Annotated in this window: 14 protein-coding genes and 1 riboswitch; of the genes, 10 read left to right on the plus strand and 4 right to left on the minus strand. The window is 37.9% G+C overall.

Annotated elements, in window-relative coordinates; translation table 11 throughout:
• Positions 1 to 969: 969 nt before the first annotated feature.
• The 5 genes from GMJ66_RS17575 (at position 970) to GMJ66_RS17595 (ending at position 8661) form a co-directional block, all read left to right on the plus strand.
• Complete coding sequence (locus GMJ66_RS17575) at positions 970 to 2226, plus strand: SpoIID/LytB domain-containing protein (RefSeq protein ID WP_156291623.1); 1257 nt, start codon at positions 970 to 972, stop codon at positions 2224 to 2226.
• Positions 2227 to 2378: 152 nt separating this feature from the next.
• The gene (locus GMJ66_RS17580) at positions 2379 to 3668 is read left to right on the plus strand and encodes a LysM peptidoglycan-binding domain-containing protein (RefSeq protein WP_156291624.1); all 1290 of its coding nucleotides are present in this window, start codon (positions 2379 to 2381) and stop codon (positions 3666 to 3668) included.
• A 431-nt stretch (positions 3669 to 4099) separates the two neighbouring features.
• Positions 4100 to 6061, plus strand: coding sequence for a LysM peptidoglycan-binding domain-containing protein (locus tag GMJ66_RS17585; RefSeq protein ID WP_156291625.1), 1962 nt, complete (start codon positions 4100 to 4102; stop codon positions 6059 to 6061).
• 26 nt (positions 6062 to 6087) lie between these two features.
• On the plus strand, positions 6088 to 8172 hold the full coding sequence (locus tag GMJ66_RS17590) for a glycosyl hydrolase family 18 protein (RefSeq protein ID WP_156291626.1): 2085 nt from the start codon (positions 6088 to 6090) through the stop codon (positions 8170 to 8172).
• Between the two features lie 18 nt (positions 8173 to 8190).
• Positions 8191 to 8661 (plus strand): hypothetical protein, encoded by a 471-nt coding sequence (locus GMJ66_RS17595; protein ID WP_156291627.1) that lies wholly within the window; start codon positions 8191 to 8193, stop codon positions 8659 to 8661.
• A gap of 21 nt (positions 8662 to 8682) precedes the next feature.
• Here GMJ66_RS17595 and GMJ66_RS17600 read toward each other — a convergent pair whose 3' ends face one another.
• Positions 8683 to 9270 (minus strand): cell wall hydrolase, encoded by a 588-nt coding sequence (locus GMJ66_RS17600; RefSeq protein WP_156291628.1) that lies wholly within the window; start codon positions 9268 to 9270, stop codon positions 8683 to 8685.
• A 388-nt stretch (positions 9271 to 9658) separates the two neighbouring features.
• On the opposite strand from GMJ66_RS17600, the gene mgtE reads away from it, so the two are divergent.
• The gene (gene mgtE / locus GMJ66_RS17605; RefSeq protein ID WP_156291629.1) at positions 9659 to 11017 is read left to right on the plus strand and encodes a magnesium transporter; all 1359 of its coding nucleotides are present in this window, start codon (positions 9659 to 9661) and stop codon (positions 11015 to 11017) included.
• Between the two features lie 45 nt (positions 11018 to 11062).
• Here the strand turns inward: mgtE and GMJ66_RS17610 are convergent, their stop codons facing one another.
• The 3 genes from GMJ66_RS17610 to GMJ66_RS17620 form a co-directional block, all read right to left on the minus strand.
• Positions 11063 to 11842, minus strand: a complete 780-nt coding sequence (locus GMJ66_RS17610; protein ID WP_156291630.1) for a nucleotidyltransferase domain-containing protein — start codon at positions 11840 to 11842, stop codon at positions 11063 to 11065.
• A 962-nt stretch (positions 11843 to 12804) separates the two neighbouring features.
• Positions 12805 to 14280, minus strand: a complete 1476-nt coding sequence (locus GMJ66_RS17615) for an alanine/glycine:cation symporter family protein (protein ID WP_156291631.1) — start codon at positions 14278 to 14280, stop codon at positions 12805 to 12807.
• 106 nt (positions 14281 to 14386) lie between these two features.
• On the minus strand, positions 14387 to 15982 hold the full coding sequence (locus GMJ66_RS17620; RefSeq protein ID WP_156291632.1) for an amidohydrolase: 1596 nt from the start codon (positions 15980 to 15982) through the stop codon (positions 14387 to 14389).
• Between the two features lie 264 nt (positions 15983 to 16246).
• A riboswitch (Lysine riboswitch) is annotated at positions 16247 to 16426 on the minus strand.
• A gap of 382 nt (positions 16427 to 16808) precedes the next feature.
• Between GMJ66_RS17620 and GMJ66_RS17625 the strand changes: the two genes are divergently transcribed.
• The 4 genes from GMJ66_RS17625 (at position 16809) to GMJ66_RS17640 (ending at position 20591) form a co-directional block, all read left to right on the plus strand.
• Positions 16809 to 17330, plus strand: a complete 522-nt coding sequence (locus tag GMJ66_RS17625) for a YbaK/EbsC family protein (protein ID WP_156291633.1) — start codon at positions 16809 to 16811, stop codon at positions 17328 to 17330.
• Positions 17331 to 17425: 95 nt separating this feature from the next.
• Positions 17426 to 18445, plus strand: a complete 1020-nt coding sequence (locus tag GMJ66_RS17630) for an STAS domain-containing protein (protein ID WP_156291634.1) — start codon at positions 17426 to 17428, stop codon at positions 18443 to 18445.
• Positions 18446 to 18859: 414 nt separating this feature from the next.
• Positions 18860 to 19759 (plus strand): hydroxymethylglutaryl-CoA lyase, encoded by a 900-nt coding sequence (locus tag GMJ66_RS17635; protein WP_156291635.1) that lies wholly within the window; start codon positions 18860 to 18862, stop codon positions 19757 to 19759.
• A gap of 298 nt (positions 19760 to 20057) precedes the next feature.
• On the plus strand, positions 20058 to 20591 hold the full coding sequence (locus GMJ66_RS17640; RefSeq protein ID WP_269321893.1) for a helix-turn-helix domain-containing protein: 534 nt from the start codon (positions 20058 to 20060) through the stop codon (positions 20589 to 20591).
• The last annotated feature ends 780 nt before the right edge of the window (positions 20592 to 21371 follow it).

A 21371-nucleotide genomic window follows, 5' to 3' on the forward strand; every position in this document is an offset into this window, starting at 1 on the left:
GTACGTCGCTAAACGGGCGCTTGCGCTTTTGTTCTTTGCCGATAAGGGGGTATGAAAATTTTTTCTGCATAAGTGCAAGAAAACTATGTGATCTAAAGGCCTGGCTATCTAAGAAATTTTTAAGCTTGGGAGGGATTTGTTGCAAAAACTTTTTTGTAATTAATTATGTGGTTTATACAATTATTGTAAGTATTTTACTCGAATAAAGTTTGGTACCTTGCAAGAAAATATTATTGTAGATTAGGGGATCCTTGAGAGGTTAATGAAAAGCATTGGATGGTGTTTTCTCCATTATTATCTATTACATCAGGTATATGACAAACTAAGACATGAATAAATTAAAGATAAGCCATTAAGCAAGGTGAAGATGCTTTCAGAAAAAAGGTGGAAGTGGTCTCACAGCAATAATCCAAATTTCATCTTTCAAAATGTCAATGAATAATATTTGCATAATAATAATTAAGCTGTAATACACACTTCATATATGATTACGGCTTATTTTTAATTTTAGGCTGTTTTATAAAAGGATTGGTGTTTTTAGAGGTGAATTTTATTTCGTAATTGATATAAAATTCGGACTAACTTTAAATGATGTTGGAGCATCAACTTACCGCTACGGAAATACACTACGCGCACCTTAGGATGGCTGGTAAGCCTCCTCGTGCTACCGCGTCTTTAGGGGTCTCACCGATGTTACTTTTTCCGTAGGATTCTCTATGTATTTCCACCGCTAATTTTGTGCTTTTATATCTAATCATTTTACTTAGCTAAATAGATTTTTAGCATATCTTACCACTATTAAGATGGTTGATTGGAGCGGAGGACAGACGACTCCTGCGGGAAAGCGAAGACAATGAGACCCCGCAGCGGAAATCAACGTTAACACAATATCAGTTAGAAGTTTATACAAATTTCACAACAACAAACTTTGCAAAAAGAGATAATTTTAAAAAGGAATGGGATGAACGAATGAGGTACATGGCTATTATATTCACATTAGCTGCTATTTTTTGGTTTCCGGATTCAAGTCATGCTGAAGACTTAATGCGAGTCCGTTTAGTTAATCATGTTGGAGAAACATCAGAGCTGGAAGTTCAATTAAAAGGGGATTACTTCACGCTTGATCCAACTGTTCATCTGGAAGAAGGGATGACGTATACATTAAAGATCAAAAAGGGGGCACTTGTTTTAGAAGGTAAAGATAAAACGTATGAGGTTGGTGGCTCATTGCTTCTAATTCCGAACAATTATGATTACAATCATGTGGTTCAAATTGATGATCAATCCTATTTAGGGGCAATGGAATTTAGAGTTGAAAATAAGCGTTGGATTCGACCGGTGAATCAATTACCGCTTGAGGATTATTTAAAGGGAGTTGTTCCTTTTGAAGTATTTCCTGAATGGAGCTTGGAAACCTTAAAAGCTCAAGCATTGGCAGCTCGGACGTATGCAGCATCACATGTAGGTAAAGAGATTGATGATACGATTAATTATCAAGTTTACGGTGGATATTCATGGGATAAAAATACGAATAAGGCAGTTGATGAAACAAAGGGAGAAGTCATTACCTATAATGGCAAACTTATCGATGCTTTTTATTCGGCAAGTAATGGTGGAAAAACTGAAAATAATTCTCATGTTTGGGGTGGAAGAGCATTACCGTTCTTTCCAATCAAAGAAGATCCCTATGATCCAACAAATCCTTGGGAATTCACATTACATGAAACACAAATCGATTTAGAAGATATAAGCTTAGAAGATCCTGAATGGTGGGATAACATCAAGGAAAGAGATGAGAAAATCACTACAACGATGAAAAACTGGCTGAATAAGCATGGATATCCGGGAGAAATTAAGATTCTTTCCATTCCTGAGTTTGAATTAGTGGGTCAGCAGCTTGAATCCGATCGAAGTGTGAAGGGGTCGATTACTGTTAACTTTCTCTGGGAATTATTTGAAGGGACGATTATGTTTCAGCAGGTGGAACTTAAAGATGTGGAACTTAACCGAATTCGGCCAATGATCGGGGGAGACATATTTAGAAGTTATCTGATTGAATCATTAGAGGAAGAAGAAGACGTCTATACCATGAAAGGAAAAGGCTATGGCCATGGTGTCGGAATGAGCCAATGGGGAGCTTATGTCATGGGAGAAAAAGGCAAAACCTATAAAGAGATTATCGAATTTTATTTTCCAAAAACAACCATTTCACAATTAGATGATTAATCTAAAAACCACTCCAAACACTGGAGTGGTTTTTTAATTCGACAAAATTCGGGAAGTGACAGGCACCACAAAAGAAATTTCATTTTTTTTTTTTTTTGTCATAGATATATAGTTGGGTTTATGTTTTGGCATCAAGGAAGGGGAGAGGTCCGATGCAAATTCATGTTGTTCTGCGGGGAGATACAATTTGGAGAATCGCACAAACCTATCAGTCAACCGTTCAGGATATTGTGCAGGCAAATCAAATACCGAATCCAGACCAGCTAGTAGTGGGGCAGGCAATGGTCGTTCCAATATGGGGAAGCTTCTATTGGGTTCAGCCCGGGGATTCGCTTTGGTCTATAGCCCAGCGTTATGGAATAAATTACTTAACGTTGGCTCAAATTAATCAGATTAATCCTAATTCACCACTTCCAATAGGTCTAAGAATATTCATTCCACCTCTTCAAAAGCAAACCGCAGAAATCAATGCCTATATTGAGCCAAGAGGTGCTCAGGTCAGTGAAACATTATTGAAAGATGCAAGGGAAAGTGGCCAATACTTAACTTATTTAGCACCATTTAGCTATGAGGCAAGAAGAGATGGTTCACTGAAACCAATGCCTTTAAACGGAATTCCAGGAATTGCTGAAGAAACGGGAGCATCGTTAATGATGGTGGTTACAAACTTAGAGAATGGACAATTCAGTGGGGAGCTGGGAAGGGACATTTTACAGAGTAGTGCCGTACAGGAACTGCTCTTAGATAACATCATAGCCGAGGCAAGAAGTGTCGGGAGATTTACTGATATTCACTTTGACTTTGAGTATTTACCAGGCAACCAGCGGGAAGCCTATAATAATTTTCTCAGAAGAGCTGCTGACCGTCTGCATGCGGAAGGATTATTAATATCCAGTGCATTAGCTCCGAAGACAAGAGCAGACCAGCCAGGACAGTGGTACGAAGCGCATGACTACAGGGCCCATGGAGAGATTGTCGATTTTGTTGTGCTAATGACTTATGAATGGGGATATTCAGGAGGGCCCCCAATGGCGGTATCTCCAATTGGACCTGTTGAGCAAGTATTACGCTACGCACTATCTGAAATGCCTGGTTCAAAAATAATGATGGGGCAAAATTTATATGGATATGACTGGACACTTCCATATGTCCCTGGTGGTGAATATGCAAGAGCCATTAGCCCGCAAAGAGCAATTGAGATTGCAGCACAATATAATGTTTCGATTCAATATGATACCCGGGCACAGGCTCCACATTTTGATTACACAGATCAGCAGGGACGTGCACATAAAGTTTGGTTTGAAGATGCAAGATCGATTCAGGCAAAATTTAATCTTCTTAAACAGCTTGGTCTTCGTGGGATAAGTTATTGGAAACTTGGTTTACCTTTCCCACAAAACTGGCTGCTGATTGGTGAAAACTTCAATGTTGTCAAACGTTAAAATAAATGCTTTTTCAAAAATCAACCTAGTACATGGGTTGATTTTTTTACTGCTTAGGAAATTGTAAAACGTAAAACCTGTGGATAATTTTTATTACTATAAGTAGTCACATCCAGCGCCAGCGCCCAGCGACTAGCGAGACTTCCTTCACCTCCGTACGATAAAGAAGCCTTGCCGATTGGTGAAACCAGAGGCTTAGTCGCACTTATACCCTTGTGGTGAAAGTCAACATCGACTCCCTTCGTTCGTCGTGTTTCCTTTATCTCCTGCGGCTCAGTCCAGTCCGTACGTCGCTAAACGGGCGCTTGCGCTTTTGTTCCTGCAATCTTCCATTAAATAAGTTTTAACTTAATCTATTAATGTTTTGCTCCTTTTGTAGAATACTACATAGTACAACTCCGATAAATTATCTGATAAAGGAGCTTAAATAAATGGAAAATATACAAAGATATGAAGTGAAGCTAGATAAAAATACGAATGAGTATACATTATTTATTTACCTTGATGATCAATTAACAGAGTTTGGTACAGAACTTGGAAGTACTCCTAAGGCTAAAGTGAATTTTGTAACATCGGCTCGCCAAATTATTAATGAACGTTATCCATATATAAAAGTAAGCATGGTAAAAATCATGGTCGGCGGAATGGTGGTAACATCGCTAGCATTAGGAACAGATCATTCCAAAGCGGAAGCCGCTGAAGATACGGGAACCTCTGAGGTCTCACAGGACGGTGCTATTTTTTATGTGGTGGAATCTGGAGATACACTCTGGAGTATTGCCAAAAAATATAATACCTCTGTAGATTATATTAAACGAGCGAATAACCTAAGTTCAGATACGTTAAAACTAAATCAAAGATTAATTATTCCAAAAGCATTTCATACCGTTGGAAGCGGGGATTATTTAACCGTACTTGCCAAACAATATAACACTTCGGCTGACGCTATTCAAGTGGCAAATGGAATGGCAAGTAATGCAACAAAAATTGGTCAAACCTTAATTATTCCAGTGCTAATTGGAAATACAGCAGGTTCAACATCAACACAATCAACTGCCCAAACCAACAGCACATATACCGTAACCTCCGGAGATACCTTATGGTCCATAGCAAGACAATTCAATACGAGTGTTGATGCCATAAGAAGTGCCAACAATTTAAAGACCGAAACGTTAAGCATTGGCCAAGCCTTAAAGGTCCCAAATGGAACAACTCAGCAAACCAATCAACCGAGTCCAGAAGCTACTCAAAGCTATACTGTAGGATCCGGTGACACCTTATGGTCATTATCAAGACAATTCAATACGAGTGTTGATGCCATAAGAAGCGCCAATAATTTAAAGACCGATACGTTAAGTATTGGCCAAACCTTAAAGGTCCCAAATGGAACAACAGCCCAGCAACCCGCTCCTTCAAGTCCGGCAACATCCTACCAAAGCTATACAGTCAAATCAGGGGATACGTTATGGTCGCTTGCATCTCGTTATAATATAACGGTTTCGGCAATCAAAAGTGCAAATAACCTGACTTCAGATACATTGAAATTAGGTCAAACGTTAACAATTCCTACTGGGCAGTCAGGAGTAACCCAAACAGTCCCTAAGACTACGGAGCAACAAGGAGAAAGAAAAACATTCGATTACACGGTTAAATCAGGTGACAGTCTATCAGCACTTGCCAATCGTTTTGTTGTTTCAGTTGACACCATACGCTCAGCGAACAATCTCAAAAGTGACCTGCTGCAAATTGGACAGGTACTAAAAATACCAAATGGTTTAAATGCACCTGACCCATCCACAGTGAATTCTGTCTCCTACATTACCCATACGATTAAATCAGGAGATAACATCTGGGATTTAAGTGTTCGATATGGAATACCTCAAAATGAATTATTAAAAGTTAATAATTTATCAACAAGCAGCAGACTATCGGTTGGGCAACAACTAAAAATTCCTGTACATCATATTGCGGTAAAAGAAGTAATCAGTACAAAACATGGAGAATACCTGGATTGGTGGACGGAAGCACAATATGTGTTTGCGATAGGAAAAACGGCAAAGGTTACCGATTTCGCAACGGGAAAAAGCTTTTATATTAAACGAACAATTGGGGCAAACCATGCTGATTCGGAGACGGTCTCCACGAAAGATACAGATATTGCAAAATCGATTTGGGGCGGTTTTTCCTGGACACCTCGAGCAGTAATTATCGAAGTGGATGGAAGAAAGCTGGCAGCAAGCATGAGCTTTATGCCGCATGAACGGCAATATATAACGAATAATGGTATTACCGGACATTTTGATGTGTATTTCGGAAGCAGTACAAGACATGTGGATGGAAAGGCAGATGCATCACACCAGGCTCAGGTGGAAAAGGCAGCAGGACTTCGATAATAATAAAAGAAAAGGTGGACTTAATCATGGCCTTATATCCGTTTAATCATTACGAAATCAAAATAGAAAATGGAAATACCGTGATATATCTTCATATGGATTCTTTAAAAAGCTCGCATGAAGTGGAATTTAGTGAGGAGTTTGGAACAAATAAAAGAAGTACTTCCTTGAAAGAAACTGCCATCCAGTATGTAAGGAAAAACATGCCTAAATTGAAAGTAGCAACCATTGCGATTGTAGCAGGGACAACGATATTAACGAGTTTTCCGATGCAAAAAACAGAGGCCCATGAAGTAGATTTTAACATGTCTTATTTATATTTTGGGAATACAAGCTCTTATATTTCACAAGTGGATAAAACCCAGGGAAACCTTAGCTTGGTTTCCCCCAGTTATTTTGATATCAACACAGACGGTTCCTTGAAAATAACCTCCCAATTTGATCCGTTTTTTGTAACAGAAATGCACCGTCGTGGGATAAAAGTGGTTCCATTCTTAAGTAACCACTGGGACCGGACCATTGGTAGAGCTGCTTTAGCCAATCGGGAGAAATTGTCGACCCAGATTGCTGATTTTATTATGAAGAACAACTTGGATGGTGTGCAGGTGGATATAGAAAATGTAACAGATGTGGACCGGGAAAATTATACAGACTTAGTTCGGTTACTGCGTGAAAAACTTCCGGCTGATAAAGAGGTTTCCGTTGCTGTTGCCGCTAATCCAAATGGCTGGACTAAGGGCTGGCATGGTTCTTATGATTATTTGGAATTAAGTAAATATGCAAGTTACTTAATGATTATGGCATATGATGAAAGTTATACAGGTGGACCTGAGGGACCGGTAGCAAGTTATGGCTGGGTCGATCGATCCATTGAATATGCGATTAAGCAAGGAGTTTCACCTGAAAAGGTTGTTCTCGGAATTCCGTTTTATGGGCGCTATTGGAAAGAAGGGGATGCAACAGGCGGGATCGGCATCTCCAATCACCGTGTAGATGAGTTGTTAGTGAAATATGGTGGAACCGTTATATTTGATGAAAAAGCGAAATCGCCTAAAGCAACCATTACAATTAAAGAAGGTGCTCCAACAACAGTGATAGCAGGGAAGACGCTCACACCTGGTACGTATCATATTTGGTATGAAAATCATGATTCTATCAAGGCGAAATTGGAACTTGTTCATAAGCATAATATTAAAGGAACGGGAAGTTGGAGCTTAGGGCAGGAAAATGCTTCCATTTGGCAGTCTTATCGAGCATGGTTATCTCATGATGGACAGGTTACCGTGGCCCCTGCCAATCCAGATAGACCGAAAGAGCAGGAAGGAAATATACCAGCCAATATTACTACTTATACGGTTCAATACGGTGAGTCCTTGTGGAAAATTGCAACCGCACATCAGATGACAGTGTCACAATTAAAGGAATTAAATAACCTGCAGACGGATGTCATCTATGTAGGTCAAGTCTTAAAAGTCTATCGTATAGACATTCCTGTCATACAGCAGCCGGTTGTTCAGGAACCGCCAGCCAGTACACCTGGTGCTATTTCAGCTCCAGCACAGGAAGCGGTGACACCGGTCCTACCACCTAAGCAAACAATTGCGCCAAAACCTGTACCTAAAACTACGCAAGTAAAGAAATATCCTATTTTAAAAGCAGGGTCTAAAGGAACTGCTGTTAAGGATATGCAAAATAAACTGAAAACAGCTGGCGTGTATAAAGGAAAAGTAAACGGCATGTATGACACTACAACCAAAAAGGCGGTCATTTCCTTTCAAAAGAAGTATAAGCTAAAAGCGGATGGTATTGCTGGTCCTGCGACACTTAGTAAGTTGGATTCCATTATTGCCAGCAAGAAATCGACAGCGAGTAAGCCTGCAGCCGTAGTAAAATATCCTATATTAAAGGTAGGTTCTAAAGGATCTACAGTAACTGCAATGCAAACAAAATTAAAAAAGACGGGTCATTATAAAGGCAAAGTGAACGGGACTTTTAATACAGCAACAAAAAAAGCTGTCATAGCCTTTCAAAAAAAATACAAACTAAAAGCAGATGGGATAGCTGGACCTTCTACATTAGGAAAATTAGATACAGTGACGAAATCAAAATAACGGGAGCACCTAACGAACATGAATAAATTCCTTTTTATTAGTATCGTGATTATGTTATCTTCTTTTATTTTAGTGAGCCAATCCTTTGCGATAGAAGAAAACAGTCCTAGATTATTTGGGATTGGCTCATCTGTTAATCAAAAAGATTCTGGTTTGTATGAAGTGAAGACAAATGGAAAACAAATGGAAGAAGGAATCGTATTTACACCAAAAGAAGAATTTTTTGGCGGTGAAAATGTTCACTATCAAGTCACATTAAAAGGGAAGGGAAATGTCATCTTAAAAATAGAAGAAACAGATCCGCGCGGCAAGTTTATACATGAAAATCGTTCATCAGAAATTCCTTTAAAAAACAGCTGGGAAACCTATTACCTTCCAGTAAAACTTAGCAAGGAATCAACACAATTGGATGTGTTCGTTTTAACGAGTAAGAAAGAAAAGATTGATTTTCAAATGAAAAGTATAAACATTAAAAAGAGGATGCCTTAAAACGGACATCCTCATTTGTTGTTATTTTGCAAAACGGTGGTTGCCGATTGTGACTGTCGTTTCACGAGAGAAAACCCAATCACTTACTGCAGTTTTAGGATTGTAGAAAAAGATTGAACCATTTCCTTGTCCTCGGTATGCAATAGCTTCATTTACTGCTTTCATATCTTCTGCAGTATACCCACCGTTTATCGTACCGTTTTGTACTGGGGTAAACGCATAGTATCCACCTGATTTTTCATAAATGACTCCAGGGATGGTGTTTGGAAAATCTTTATGATCCACACGATTTAATAGAACAGTTGCTACTGCCACTTTCCCAGCATATGGTTCCCCTTTTGCTTCGGCGTGTACAAGCTTAGCCATTAATTCCATGTCTTCGTAGGAAATAGCATCAGGAACTTTAATGGTTTCCCCAACATACAAAACATTACCAGAACGGTTATTTGCAATTTGTAAGTTTGTTAGAGTTGTACCAAATTTATTTGCAATAGAATAAAATGTATCGCCTTTTTGTACAGTATAAGATGCTGCATCTGCATTACCTGGTATAGTAAAAATACTGATTGTTAAAGTCAATGTTAATAGTAATTTAGTCATCTTTTTCATGTCATTACCTCCTGGTTAATTGATTCTATTGAAAGATTACTAGATGTAATATAAAATAGCATGGTCCAATTTTTTCCTTTTTTATGATACTTGGTATGGACTTAATCCCAATCTATGTTCCAGAATGTCATGGAAAAATAACCCATTGTGAAATTTACTCCTAAAATTGGAAATACTGGAATATTTAACTCGAATTATAACAATTGTTACAGAAATGACATAATAGATGTGTAAATAACAGTTTAGCGATTCAGATATAGGTAAAAATAAAAAAATCCGGAACTTTTACACACACTTATTTGCGTAATAAAATGGTTTTTTTTGTTTTACACTCGTTTACTTCAAGTTATAATGTTAATGAAATTTATTGAAGAAGGAGGCAGTGCAAATGTCTCTTGAGATGACAGAAAATGAGCTGACACTTGCTATTATTCAAGCTATAAAAGACAGAAAAAAGTTGCAATTTCAAGCGATTATCGACGAATTACAGCCCTATGATGTTGCCCAGCAATACTTAAATTTGCCAAATAGGCATAAAAATAAATTTATTATCAATTTGTCTATGGAGCAATTAACAGATATGATTCAAGAGCTTGATAAGGAAGAGCAGCTGCATGTTCTTGAAAAATTAGGAATTGAAAAATCCTCTAAAGTTATTGATTTAATGGATAATGATGATCTTGTATCATTATTAACGGACCTGGATCCGGAAAAGATAGAAGAACTAATTTCGGAGATGGAAGAAGAGGATTCCCATATTGTTCAGAATATGATGAAATATGCTCCGGAAACGGCCGGGAGAATCATGAACAATCAAATGGTTTGGATTCCTCAAACCTATACAGTGCGTGAAGCTGTGGACAAATTAAAGCATTTTGCCGAAATCGCGGAATACTTAAACTATCTATATGTTATCGATGAAGAGAAAAAACTGGTTGGTGTGGTTTCCTATAAAGATCTGCTTTTAGCTGATATGCATGAAAAAATTGAGGATATTATGTACAGCCGGGTTGTCAAAGTAGATGTGCACACAGACCAGGAGGAAGTAGCCAAACTGATTAACCGTTATGATTTTATAGCCATGCCAGTTATTGAGGAAGATAATAAGCTGGTTGGGATTGTCACCGTTGATGATGTGGTTGATATTATTTACCAGGAAGCAAATGAGGATATAGAAAAACTGTCTGCGTCCGGGAAAGCGATTGATTTTAATACGAGACCAATGGTAGCTGCCTACCGAAGATTACCTTGGCTTGTTTTACTATTATTTATTGGAATTGTATCAGGCAGTATCATTGCAGGGTTTGAAAAAACGTTGGATCAAGTAGTAGCCTTGGCATTTTTTATGCCGATGATTGCGGGAATGACAGGGAATACGGGGACACAATCTCTAGCTGTTGTTGTAAGGGGACTAACTACAAATGATCTGAATTTTAAACAAGTCGTTAAATTAGTACTGCGTGAATTATGGGTAGGAATTTTCATCGGTATAACATGTGGTATATTAATCGCTATTATTGCCTTATTCTGGCAAGGAAGTGCCACACTTGGTTTTGTCGTTGGTGTCTCCCTTTTATTGACGTTAATTATTGGGACATTAGCAGGAACCATTATCCCTCTAGTATTATATAAATTTAATGTCGACCCTGCTGTTGCTTCTGGACCGCTTATAACAACTATAAATGATATTATTTCGCTGTTTATATACTTTGGAATTGCTACAATGTTCTTGGTTAGGTTAACTTAATTAAAACGGAAGGGGAGACTTGCCAGTACGAATTTAAATTGGTATTCAAGTCTCCCACACTTCTATTAAAGTATGTTGAAATAAATGATTTAGCCGCTCAGTAATATGATAGGATTTCTTCATTGGTACATCTTTAACGAGTTCTTCCAGTTGTCTAATCTCTTTGTTAATAAATGAATTGAGCTTTTTATCATTCAAACTTTCTATATGCTGTTTGTTTGTTTTTATCTCTGTTAATAACCGAATTTCTTCGCTTTCATGTACTAAGTCTTCTGTAAGGGTTAGAAAATGGATAGGAGGAAAAGTTTGATGTTTAATCATCCACTTTGCTAACAGAATCGGACGAACGGCATGGATATACATCTTAATATTTATTTCTTCCTGCTGTGAAATCTTACTGAAGTTATTTTTGGCCATGTTCACATAGTGATGGATACAAGTCTTTGCTGAGAAGATACCAGGTTCCATTTTCTTCATTTCTTTCATCGTGGAAAAGGCTTCATGGTATACGATTCCGGCATGCATCCACTCAAGTAAAGCAGGGTTTGATTTTCTGAAAAGCCGTAATGCTTTTGTAAGTTCCCAGCCATGGATATCCAATGATTTATCGATTGGAACGTTTATGACATCTTTCTTTTTGCCAATGCCAACAGGATCAATACTTAAGTAATAGTTCGGTGGATGAATATAAATAAACCGTACATCAAAATCACTTTCATTTGTATGAAGCCCCCAGGATCTGCTACCTGCCTCACAGGCATAGAGAATTTTCACGCGATGACCTGTTTCCAGTTCTTTTAATTTTGAAATAATTATTTCTTCCATAGAAATGCCTCCCCAAACATATTTATAGCCTCTTTTCGTAAATTTTATTGATTTTTAGTTCGCAGTTGATATAAACTCCTGACTAATGAAAATTCCTATTGTGATGCTCTCTCTTGTTCTAATGATGATTGCGTGCTTGCATTCGCTCCGATAGAATACTTACGGTTCGTGTGCACGACCTAAAGCCTCATCAAGGAAAACCGTAAGTGCGCCTCTAGTCTTCTATTAACGTTCCGTAGTAGGTTTCCTCGGCGCAAGAGAACAAAGAAGATTACTCAGTAGTGCTCGCGCTGCTAAAGTCTAAACACGAGTGATAAATGTCCTCTAATGGTTGATATCCCGCATACACTGGCTGATATGTGCTCCCGTTGAGTAGATATTTTTCACAACGGTTGATATCTGATTCTTTATGGTTGATAAAAGCCCTCTAATGGTTGATATCCCGCATACACTGGTTGATATGAGCGGCCGTTGTGTTGATATTTTGCACAACGGCCGACATCTGCTTCATTATGGTCACCTGCGGAAGTCGTAGTCCGTAGCGGTAAGTTAGTGCTCCAACATCATTTAAAGTTAGTCCCAAGTTTATATATTTAGTGACAAAAACAATGTTTTTTGGAAACTGCCTGTTTAGTATTTTCATTTTTTGTACTCACTCATTTACTAATACTATGATGTGTATATAGTACACAAAAAAGGGGGTGTAAGGTAAGAATAGAAAGACGAATGTTCTGGTATGGTTAGCTGTTATTATACTGGATATTTTCTTGCTTATGCACTAAACAACTCCTATAAAAAGACGTTCAAAAAGCTTCGGTGAAAATGACACAATATGACACACAGTCTTAGGTCTGTGAGTATAGTCAAAAGGGCAAAACTAAAAAAAGTAGAGCGCAATAATCATCATTAGACCTCTATAATATTTAAAAAGGCCATCCGATAAAAGGGATGACCTGCTTTGGCTATATACTTTTGCTTTCAACTTCTTCCTTATCTTTTTTTTCCTCATAAAACAATGCAAGATTAGGATCAATTTGACCGATTCCAAGATATCTGGCTTTATAGTCTTTTAAAAGTTCAAAGAATTGCTTGCTCAATATTAAAATGACTAAGACATTAATAAAGGTAGGAATGGCGGATGAAATATCCGCAAAATACCAAATGGTCTGTCCTGGCAGGCCGTACATCACGCCATAAACAACCATCAGTGTTCCTGGGATTGGATAGAAATACAGGAACGTTTTTAGGATTCTGTTTTTCAAGGTTACTTTTCCTTTTAATAGATGACGCAATACGATTTCATAATAGGAATACCAGCCTGTAACGGTAGTAAGTCCAAATAATAAAATGGAAATGGTGATGATAATTCTGCCAAATTCGCCGACTCCGATTTCAAATGCAGTTAGAGTTAAATCTGCACCAGTTAAACCAGTAGACCATGCACCAGTAATAATAATCGTGAAGGAAGTAATGGTTGCAACAATGATGGTATCGATAAATACTTCAAAGGCACCCCAAATCCCCTGTTTCACAGGATGGTCTACTTTTGCCGTAGAGTGAATCATCGCAGAAGTACCCCAGCCGGCTTCATTACTATATACCGATCTTGCCATCCCCATACGAATGGCTTGAGCAACTGCTGCACCAACAAAACCACCGACAGCAGCGGTGCCGCCAAACGCACCGGAAATAATTAATGAAAAGACATTTCCGATTTGGTCAAAGTTAGATAGGATAATAAATAGACCTGCTATAATATAAAATAGGACCATAGATGGTACTAATTTTGATGCTACTTTACCAATATGCTTAATTCCACCGTAAATAACAAAATAAACTAAAATAGAGAATAGGATGGAAGCTGGTATCATTCCAATGGAAAATGTGGAACTAATTGCTTCGGATATGGTGTAGTTTTGCAGTGTAATAAAGAATGTTGAAAAAATCCCCAGTCCAAAGAATACAGCAGGAATCATCCAATACTTAAATCCTCTTTCTTCCCCTAACCCTTTTTCCATATAATAAGTAGGACCGCCATATGGTTCTCCGTTTTCATCTGTATTTCGGTAGTAAACAGATAAGGTAACTTCTACGGTTTTAATAATCATCCCAAGCAGGGCAGTTACCCACATCCAAAATACTGCACCAGGCCCACCTACAGCAATGGCCGTTGCAACCCCACCGATATTTGCGACTCCAACGGAACCGCCAATTGCCGTCGAAACGGCCTCAAATGAGGAGATAAGTCCTTTGCTGTCTTCATTATCAGATTTTTTTCGTTTAAAAATACTTCGGAATGTTTCTTTTAAAATATGTCCTATATGTCTGAACTGGAAAAATCTGCTTCCAATTGTAAAATATATTCCTACGAATACCATCGTAAGGATAAGAGGTAACCCCCATAAAAATCCTGACAAACTTGCTAAAATGTTTTCCATTCTTGTCTCTCCCTTAATTTATCTTCTATATTATGCTGAGTACAACTATCTATTTTTTAAAGGAAGAACAAAGGTCTTGTGACACTGGGCTCTCCCTTTTTCTCTCTTATCTTTGATATCGGATTTCTCCGCCTATGATGGTCATATCAATGCTTGTTTCCAAAAGTTCATCAGCATCTACCATTTGGAAAGGATTATTGGAATAAACCGTCATATCTGCCAGTTTTCCTCTAGATATCGTTCCCTTTATTTTTTCCTCATTGGTTGGATAGGCACCAAGTTCTGTAAACAAGCGGAAAGCTTCAATCATCGATAACTTTTCGTCTGGGTTATAGCCATCATGGGTTTCCCCAGGAATTTTTCTCGTTACCGCAGCATGAATACCGAGTAATGGATCCACTGGTTCTACCGGAGCGTCAGAACCACCAGCACAAATGACACCTGCTTGCTGTAATGATTTCCATGCATAAGAAAATCTCATGCGATCTGCTCCAAGCCGTTCCTGAACCCAAGGAAAGTCACTAGCCAGGAAACGTGGTTGAATATCCGCAATTCTTGTGGGATGTGCCAGTCGCTTGATTAAATCTTCCCGGAGTACTTGGGTATGAATAAACCGGTCCCTATATGATGCTGCTGGAAATTGATCCAATACATCCAGTACATTTTCCAATGCTTGGTCGCCAATCGCATGTACGGCTACAGGCATATTTAAGTCACGAGATCGTTTTACAATGTCATATAGTGCATAAGAATCGAACATTGCTTCTCCGTAATTGTGTGGATCATCACTATATGGCTTGGAAAGAAGAGCTGTTCTTCTGCCAAAAGCCCCATCGGCAAATAGTTTGACGGCACCAATTTGTAAAGTTTCATTTCCATAGCCGGTATACATTCCGGCTTGACGCATGTCATCCAGGAAGTCGTGGTTGATTAATAGATTGGCACGCAATCCTAAGTTTTCGCCGTTTAAAAGTTCATTGTAAAGCTGATAGGTTTGTTCCAGACCTCCCAAATAGAGGGGGTCATTGGTATGAACACTTGTCAGGCCCTTTTCGATGGAAAATTGGATTGCTTTTCTTAATGCATTTTTTAGAACAGCGTATGAATTTGCCGGAATATGCTGTTTAATTAGGTCTTTTGCAGATTCCAATAAAACGCCTGTTGGTTGCTTTGTTGTTTCATCAAGCACGATTGTTCCGCCTTCTGGTATGGTCATAGAAGGATGGTAGTTACTCATTTCCAGTGCTTTTGTATTGACAACCGCAGCATGCTGGCAAATCCGATTGAGTAATAATGGATTTGCTGGTGCAGCATAATCCAGTTCAGAGATAGTAGGGATCGTTCCGTCCGTAAATAGGTTTTCATCCCATCCACTGCCTAATAGCCATTGTCCTGGCTCCAGCTGTTTTGTTCGTTCCTGGATTTTTTCAATCATTTCCTGTTTGGATGTAACTCCAGTTAAATCTAAGTTAATAAAGTTATCTGCGACCATGGAAAGATGCAGATGGCTATCTGTCATACCTGGTGTAACGGTTTTTCCTTGTAAGTCAACTACTTCACTGTTTGGGGTATTCCATCGTATCATCAAGTCATCTGTTTCACCCATATCGATAAAGCGGCCATTTTCTGTGACAACAGCTTCAACGACAGGATGCACCGGATCAAATGTATAGAAAATACCATTTATATAAATTTTCCTCATATCAATCTCTCCTTAGAAAATAGTATCTGTCTAATTCATTTCAGCTTATACACAATGATCAAGGACGTAAGATAGAATAGGGAAAAACTTTGTCATGGCTTGTGAAATAGGGATAAAAATAAAAGGATAGGGCATAGAAAGAAAAACGGAACGAAGGAGAAGAAGGCTGACTAGCTAGAATAATAAGTCAATGCACACAAAAAAACAATGATAGAAAATAACCCACCATTGTTTTGATTACAATATAATACGTTATCCTCCATTTCGATCAGTAGTTCTCCATGCTAAAACTTCCAAGCATGACAGTCTGCCCCTTATTCAGGGAACATCCCAGCTGCAATAAGATGGACGCTCATTGCGCTTCGGCAGTTAATCCTTTCATCAATCATCATCGATGTCATACTCCGATTGATTACTCATATTATCTGCACCTCTACCTCACCGATCTGATAAGGCGTCTATGAAATTAATTAATATACTATCAGAATATGGAAGAGAGTTCAATAGTTTTTAATATGTTACTAGGAAAGCACAAAATTTTAGTCAATGTTCAACGTTGCTAAAACTTTTATCGTCCCAAGAATAAAAAAACGAACACAAATGTGCTCGTCGTCTTAAAATATTCAGTGGGGAAGCACTCGTCGGCAAAGCTACAAGAAGATTTAAGTAGGAAAATATGTAGTAACGTAAGGATTTTCTTGGAGCTATTAAATTTCATTATCTTAATAAGTTTAGGAGTAGTTAATAATCTAACTATTTAATCGATTTCCTATGTAAAAATATGGTATTATTTAATATAATTTAGAGTGAAATGGGGGTGGAAACGATGTCAATTGAAAGTGTAAAACTTCATTTTAAAGAATTTAATCGGGAACAGGATGTTATGGAGTTTGATTCATCAAGTGCAACTGTACAGGAAGCAGCAGATACAATTGGGGTAATCCCTGCACGTATTGCCAAAACATTGTCTTTTAGGGGACAAGAGGAAAAAGCGATTTTAGTTGTAGCTGCAGGAGATGCGAAAATAGATAATAAGAAATTTCGACATACATTTGGGTTTAAAGCTAGAATGCTCTCACCAGAAGAAGTCCTGGAACAAACAGGTCATGAAATTGGCGGGGTTTGCCCGTTTGGTCTGGATAACGATTTGGATGTCTACCTTGATTCATCTATGAAGCGATTTGATACCGTTTTTCCAGCATGTGGAAGTACGAATAGTGCGATTGAATTGACAATAGAAGAATTATTTACATATTCCTCGGCAAAAGAGTGGGTAGACGTTTGTAAAGGATGGACAGGGGAGAAAGCAAAAAATACAGGACTGAAGGATGAAAAAACGAAAACCTAATGAGTATTTAACGTAATAGGGGATTTTGCTATGGCAGAAGAATAAGATCCTAGACAACTGCCAACAGATCATAACAAAATGCGAGGAGAGTCTAAATGTCTGAATCACGAGTAAAAGTGCAGATTGATAAAAATGAATTTGTATGGGAAAAAGATCAAGGAACATTTAAGTATGATGGGGCTTCTTCTCTCTTGTTTTGGGATTCCGCTATGGAAATAATGCTCCAAACGATTGAAGAGGTTTCAGGAAGTAATGTATCGAAGACGGTATTGGAAGCAACGGGGTTTCGTATGGGGAAACTAGTTAGCGAGTATTACAAAGATCGAATTGATGTTGATAATATACTGGAAGAATACAGTAATATTTACCGAAATGCTGGTTGGGGAATTATTACATTCTCTAGCTATTCTTTTGAAAATAAACGGGCAATTGTTCGAAGTAGAAATAGCTGGGAAAATCGCATCTTATCATTTTCGGACCGAACAAAGACAGGAGCTATTTTACCAAGTCAATGGGCTGGACTATTTAGTGGCTTATTTAAAGAGAATATGTGGTACCAAATTAATAAATCCCAATTAAATGGAGATGAATTTGATGAAATTGAAGTTTTTCCGTCATCAATCACACCTTCTAAAAACATACATAATATAACACGGCAAAAGGAACATCAGTATATCGATGAACTGGAAGAAATGGTCCAATTAAGAACGCAGGAACTATCTACTTTGGTGAATGAACTTTCATCTCCGGTTATCCCAGTACTGGAAGATATTCTTATCATGCCTCTCATTGGTAAATTTAATGAAGAAAGATTCAGCAATGTCATTGAAAAAGCATTAGATGAATTTTCGACGCGTGGAGCCGAGTATCTGCTTATCGATCTAACTGGAATCAATGAATTTGATGATTTCACTGTTCAATCCATTAATCATTTAATCGAATCAATTAAACTCCTTGGAGGAGAATGTATTGTTGTCGGTATTTCTCCAAAACTTGGTACAAAAATGGTCGCGTTAAGGGTGGAAATCAATGATGTGAATTGTTATTCTTCTCTTCGCCAGGGGATATTATTTGCACTAAAACAAAGTGGATATCATATTGTAAAAAAGGATTAGTAGATAGTCAGGAAAGCAATTCAATTATATAGCTTGTGGTCTTACTTCAGGAATATAAACAATGAAATAACCTCTCCTTACACACGTTATTATTTATTCATCATAGCGTGTGTATTTTATTGCTTATTAAATATCGATTTTCTCCATTCATTGACACTGCCCAAAAAAGTAGTATATACTTTTACTCAACAAAGTTGAATAAAAAGAAACAATGGTGAATACTCATATATATATATAGATTTTATTCACACAAAAAGAGAGTCATTGTTGGATTTTAAAATAATTGATATTGCAAACGCGTTCATTCTTATTAACACCAATCGTTTCCTAATCACATAAATTGTAATAATAGTTAAGGCGCTAATGAAAAGTAAATGCCTTTGGTTTAAAAGAAAGTTTACAGGAGGGGTTACTATGGGAAAACTGCCTGATTTTGTACAAATAAAGGAAGTTGGGCCTCGTGACGGATTGCAGAATGAGAAAAAATGGGTACCTACTGAAGCAAAGATTGCCTGGATTAATATGCTTTCTAATACAGGAGTGAAGGAAATCGAGTTCTCCTCATTTGTTCATCCGAAAATGATTCCTGCCTTATCTGATGCCTATGAAGTTGGAAAACGAATCAAACGGAATCGTGACGTAACTTATTCTGCGCTTGTACCTAACCGAAAAGGATTGGAATTTTCTTTGGAAGCAGGAATTGATGGTGCTTCCGTGTTTATGTCTGTAAGTGAAACGCATAATGGTAAAAACATAAATAAATCTATTCATGATACTTATCCTGTACTAAAAGAAGTGATTCAAGAGGCAAAACAGGCAGGGAAACATGTTACAGGGTATGTTTCAACTGTTTTCGATTGTCCACACGAAGGAAAGATAATGCCTGAAGCAGTTATACCAGTATGTGATCAATTATTGGAATTTGGAGTGGATGATCTTTCTTTGGGGGATACACTTGGTTCTGCTGTCCCGATTCAAGTGGAAAAGTTATTGGATCAAATCCTAAAACGTTATCCTCAGGAAAAAATTATTATGCATTTTCATGATACGAGGGGGATGGCGATAGCTAATATCCTGACAGCGATGAAGTACGGAATATCTCGGTTTGATAGTTCAATAGGGGGATTAGGTGGTTGTCCATATGCTCCAGGTGCAGCGGGGAATGTTGCAACAAATGATGTATTGTATCTATTACATGGCCTCGGGATTGAAACGGGTGTCAATGAAAAGAAAATACAGGAGGCTTCCTTATATATTCAGGATATATTAGGGAAGACCTTACCGAGCAGGTCATTGTTGGCAAGTGGGGAATAAAAAACACAAGAATTATCTCTTGTGTTTTTTAACACTTTAGTAAAGTATAAAATTTTATCCAAGAAACGGATCTGTTGAAGCTAAAATTTTTACGTTCTAAGTCCAAGAAAAACAAATAAATTCAGTATAGAGCTTGCGAATGCGAGTTTTTCTAATAAATGAATAATAAATATAATTTTTTTCTTATCCATACCTTGACTACAAATAAAGTACTATTCTATGATTAAATCACCAGTATACATAGGAATAAAGCAGAAAGGAATGAGTTTCGATAGATCTGAATAAGATTGGCCAAAAAATAAAAGGGCTCCGTCTGCGGCAAAAAAAAACACAGCAGCAAATAGCAGATGAATGTGGAATTTCCAAAAGTATGCTATCCAAGATTGAAAATGGTCAAACCGCTTCTGCAGTAGCTACATTATCGAAAATTAGTGAAGCATTAAATGTTTCTTTATCATGGTTATTAGATGATAAGGTGGATGATACACTAATTTTACAGAAAAGATCTAACCGGAAATCTAAAATTGGGGATGCACATATGGGCTATTCCTATGAACTGTTAGCAAATCGCTCTCAATTTAGCGGAATTGAACCAACCATTGTTCATGTTACACCCAAAAATATGAACTTACGCACGGAAGCATATACCCACTCCCAGGATGAGTTTATCTATATTCTTGAAGGTTCCATCTATCTGCTTTACGACGGGAATAACTATTATATGGAAAAAGGTGACAGTGCTTATTTTGAAGGGGAAAAGCCACATCTTTTTGTACCTGTGAATGATGAAGAAGCACAAGTGCTAACTTGTTTTATTGACCGTGATATATAGGTATATGGAAAAAATGGTATACAGCAAAAATGTATACTATTTTTTTTATGTTCTTGCTTAGGAAATTATAAAATGTAAAACCTGTAGAAAATTTTTATTACTATAAGTAGCCACATCCAGCTCCAGCACCCAGCGACTAGCGGGACTTCCTTCACCTCCGTACGATAAAGAAGACTTGCCGATTGGTGAAACCAGAGGCTTAGTCGCACTTATACCCTTGCGGTGAAAGTCAACATCGACTCAGTTTTTTTAGGAAGGCCGACTAAAAGCGGGCTAGCGCTCAGGCGTCGGCATACCCCTATGAAGGGGCATGTTTCCTTTATCTCCTACGGCAGTGGAATGTTCGAATAAGCCCGCCGCTCTGCGCGGCAACACCGAACCACCTGGCATGGCCAGGCGCAGTCCGTACGTCGCTAAACGGGCGCTTGCGCTTTTGTTCAGAAACATCTAATGACAGAGAAGAGTTGGTTTCAGAAATAACTGCTTCTAAAAGTTTATACTTACTAGAAAAACTCACATTCACTTGTCTTTTAGTGAATGTGCTCGTTTTTCTTATACTCGGGACGTTAAAATTTCCGCTACGTCGAACCCTCTTCCTGGCTGAAATTTTATACTTTCCTAACGTGAAATAAAGTAGTTCCACTTCCAGGATAATTTTGATAATATAAAAAATAAGAAGCTAATAGAAGCAGCGAACAACCATTAGCGGCTTGACGACAGAAAGTTTTTTTTGCAGGTTATGTATGATAGACGTTAAATAGTTTAAGTAGATATAATTAT

The organism is Oceanobacillus salinisoli (assembly GCF_009733865.1).
In the GTDB taxonomy this organism is placed as follows: Bacteria; Bacillota; Bacilli; order Bacillales; family Amphibacillaceae; genus Oceanobacillus; species Oceanobacillus salinisoli.

Bases quoted from the DNA above. Each gene is read 5' to 3' on its own strand.
- GMJ66_RS17575 (WP_156291623.1), top strand. From the start codon at position 970: ATGAGGTACATGGCTATTATATTCACATTAGCTGCTATTTTTTGGTTT.
- GMJ66_RS17580 (WP_156291624.1), top strand. From the start codon at position 2,379: ATGCAAATTCATGTTGTTCTGCGGGGAGATACAATTTGGAGAATCGCA.
- GMJ66_RS17585 (WP_156291625.1), top strand. From the start codon at position 4,100: ATGGAAAATATACAAAGATATGAAGTGAAGCTAGATAAAAATACGAAT.
- GMJ66_RS17590 (WP_156291626.1), top strand. From the start codon at position 6,088: ATGGCCTTATATCCGTTTAATCATTACGAAATCAAAATAGAAAATGGA.
- GMJ66_RS17595 (WP_156291627.1), top strand. From the start codon at position 8,191: ATGAATAAATTCCTTTTTATTAGTATCGTGATTATGTTATCTTCTTTT.
- GMJ66_RS17600 (WP_156291628.1), bottom strand. From the start codon at position 9,270: ATGAAAAAGATGACTAAATTACTATTAACATTGACTTTAACAATCAGT.
- mgtE (WP_156291629.1), top strand. From the start codon at position 9,659: ATGTCTCTTGAGATGACAGAAAATGAGCTGACACTTGCTATTATTCAA.
- GMJ66_RS17610 (WP_156291630.1), bottom strand. From the start codon at position 11,842: ATGGAAGAAATAATTATTTCAAAATTAAAAGAACTGGAAACAGGTCAT.
- GMJ66_RS17615 (WP_156291631.1), bottom strand. From the start codon at position 14,280: ATGGAAAACATTTTAGCAAGTTTGTCAGGATTTTTATGGGGGTTACCT.
- GMJ66_RS17620 (WP_156291632.1), bottom strand. From the start codon at position 15,982: ATGAGGAAAATTTATATAAATGGTATTTTCTATACATTTGATCCGGTG.
- GMJ66_RS17625 (WP_156291633.1), top strand. From the start codon at position 16,809: ATGTCAATTGAAAGTGTAAAACTTCATTTTAAAGAATTTAATCGGGAA.
- GMJ66_RS17630 (WP_156291634.1), top strand. From the start codon at position 17,426: ATGTCTGAATCACGAGTAAAAGTGCAGATTGATAAAAATGAATTTGTA.
- GMJ66_RS17635 (WP_156291635.1), top strand. From the start codon at position 18,860: ATGGGAAAACTGCCTGATTTTGTACAAATAAAGGAAGTTGGGCCTCGT.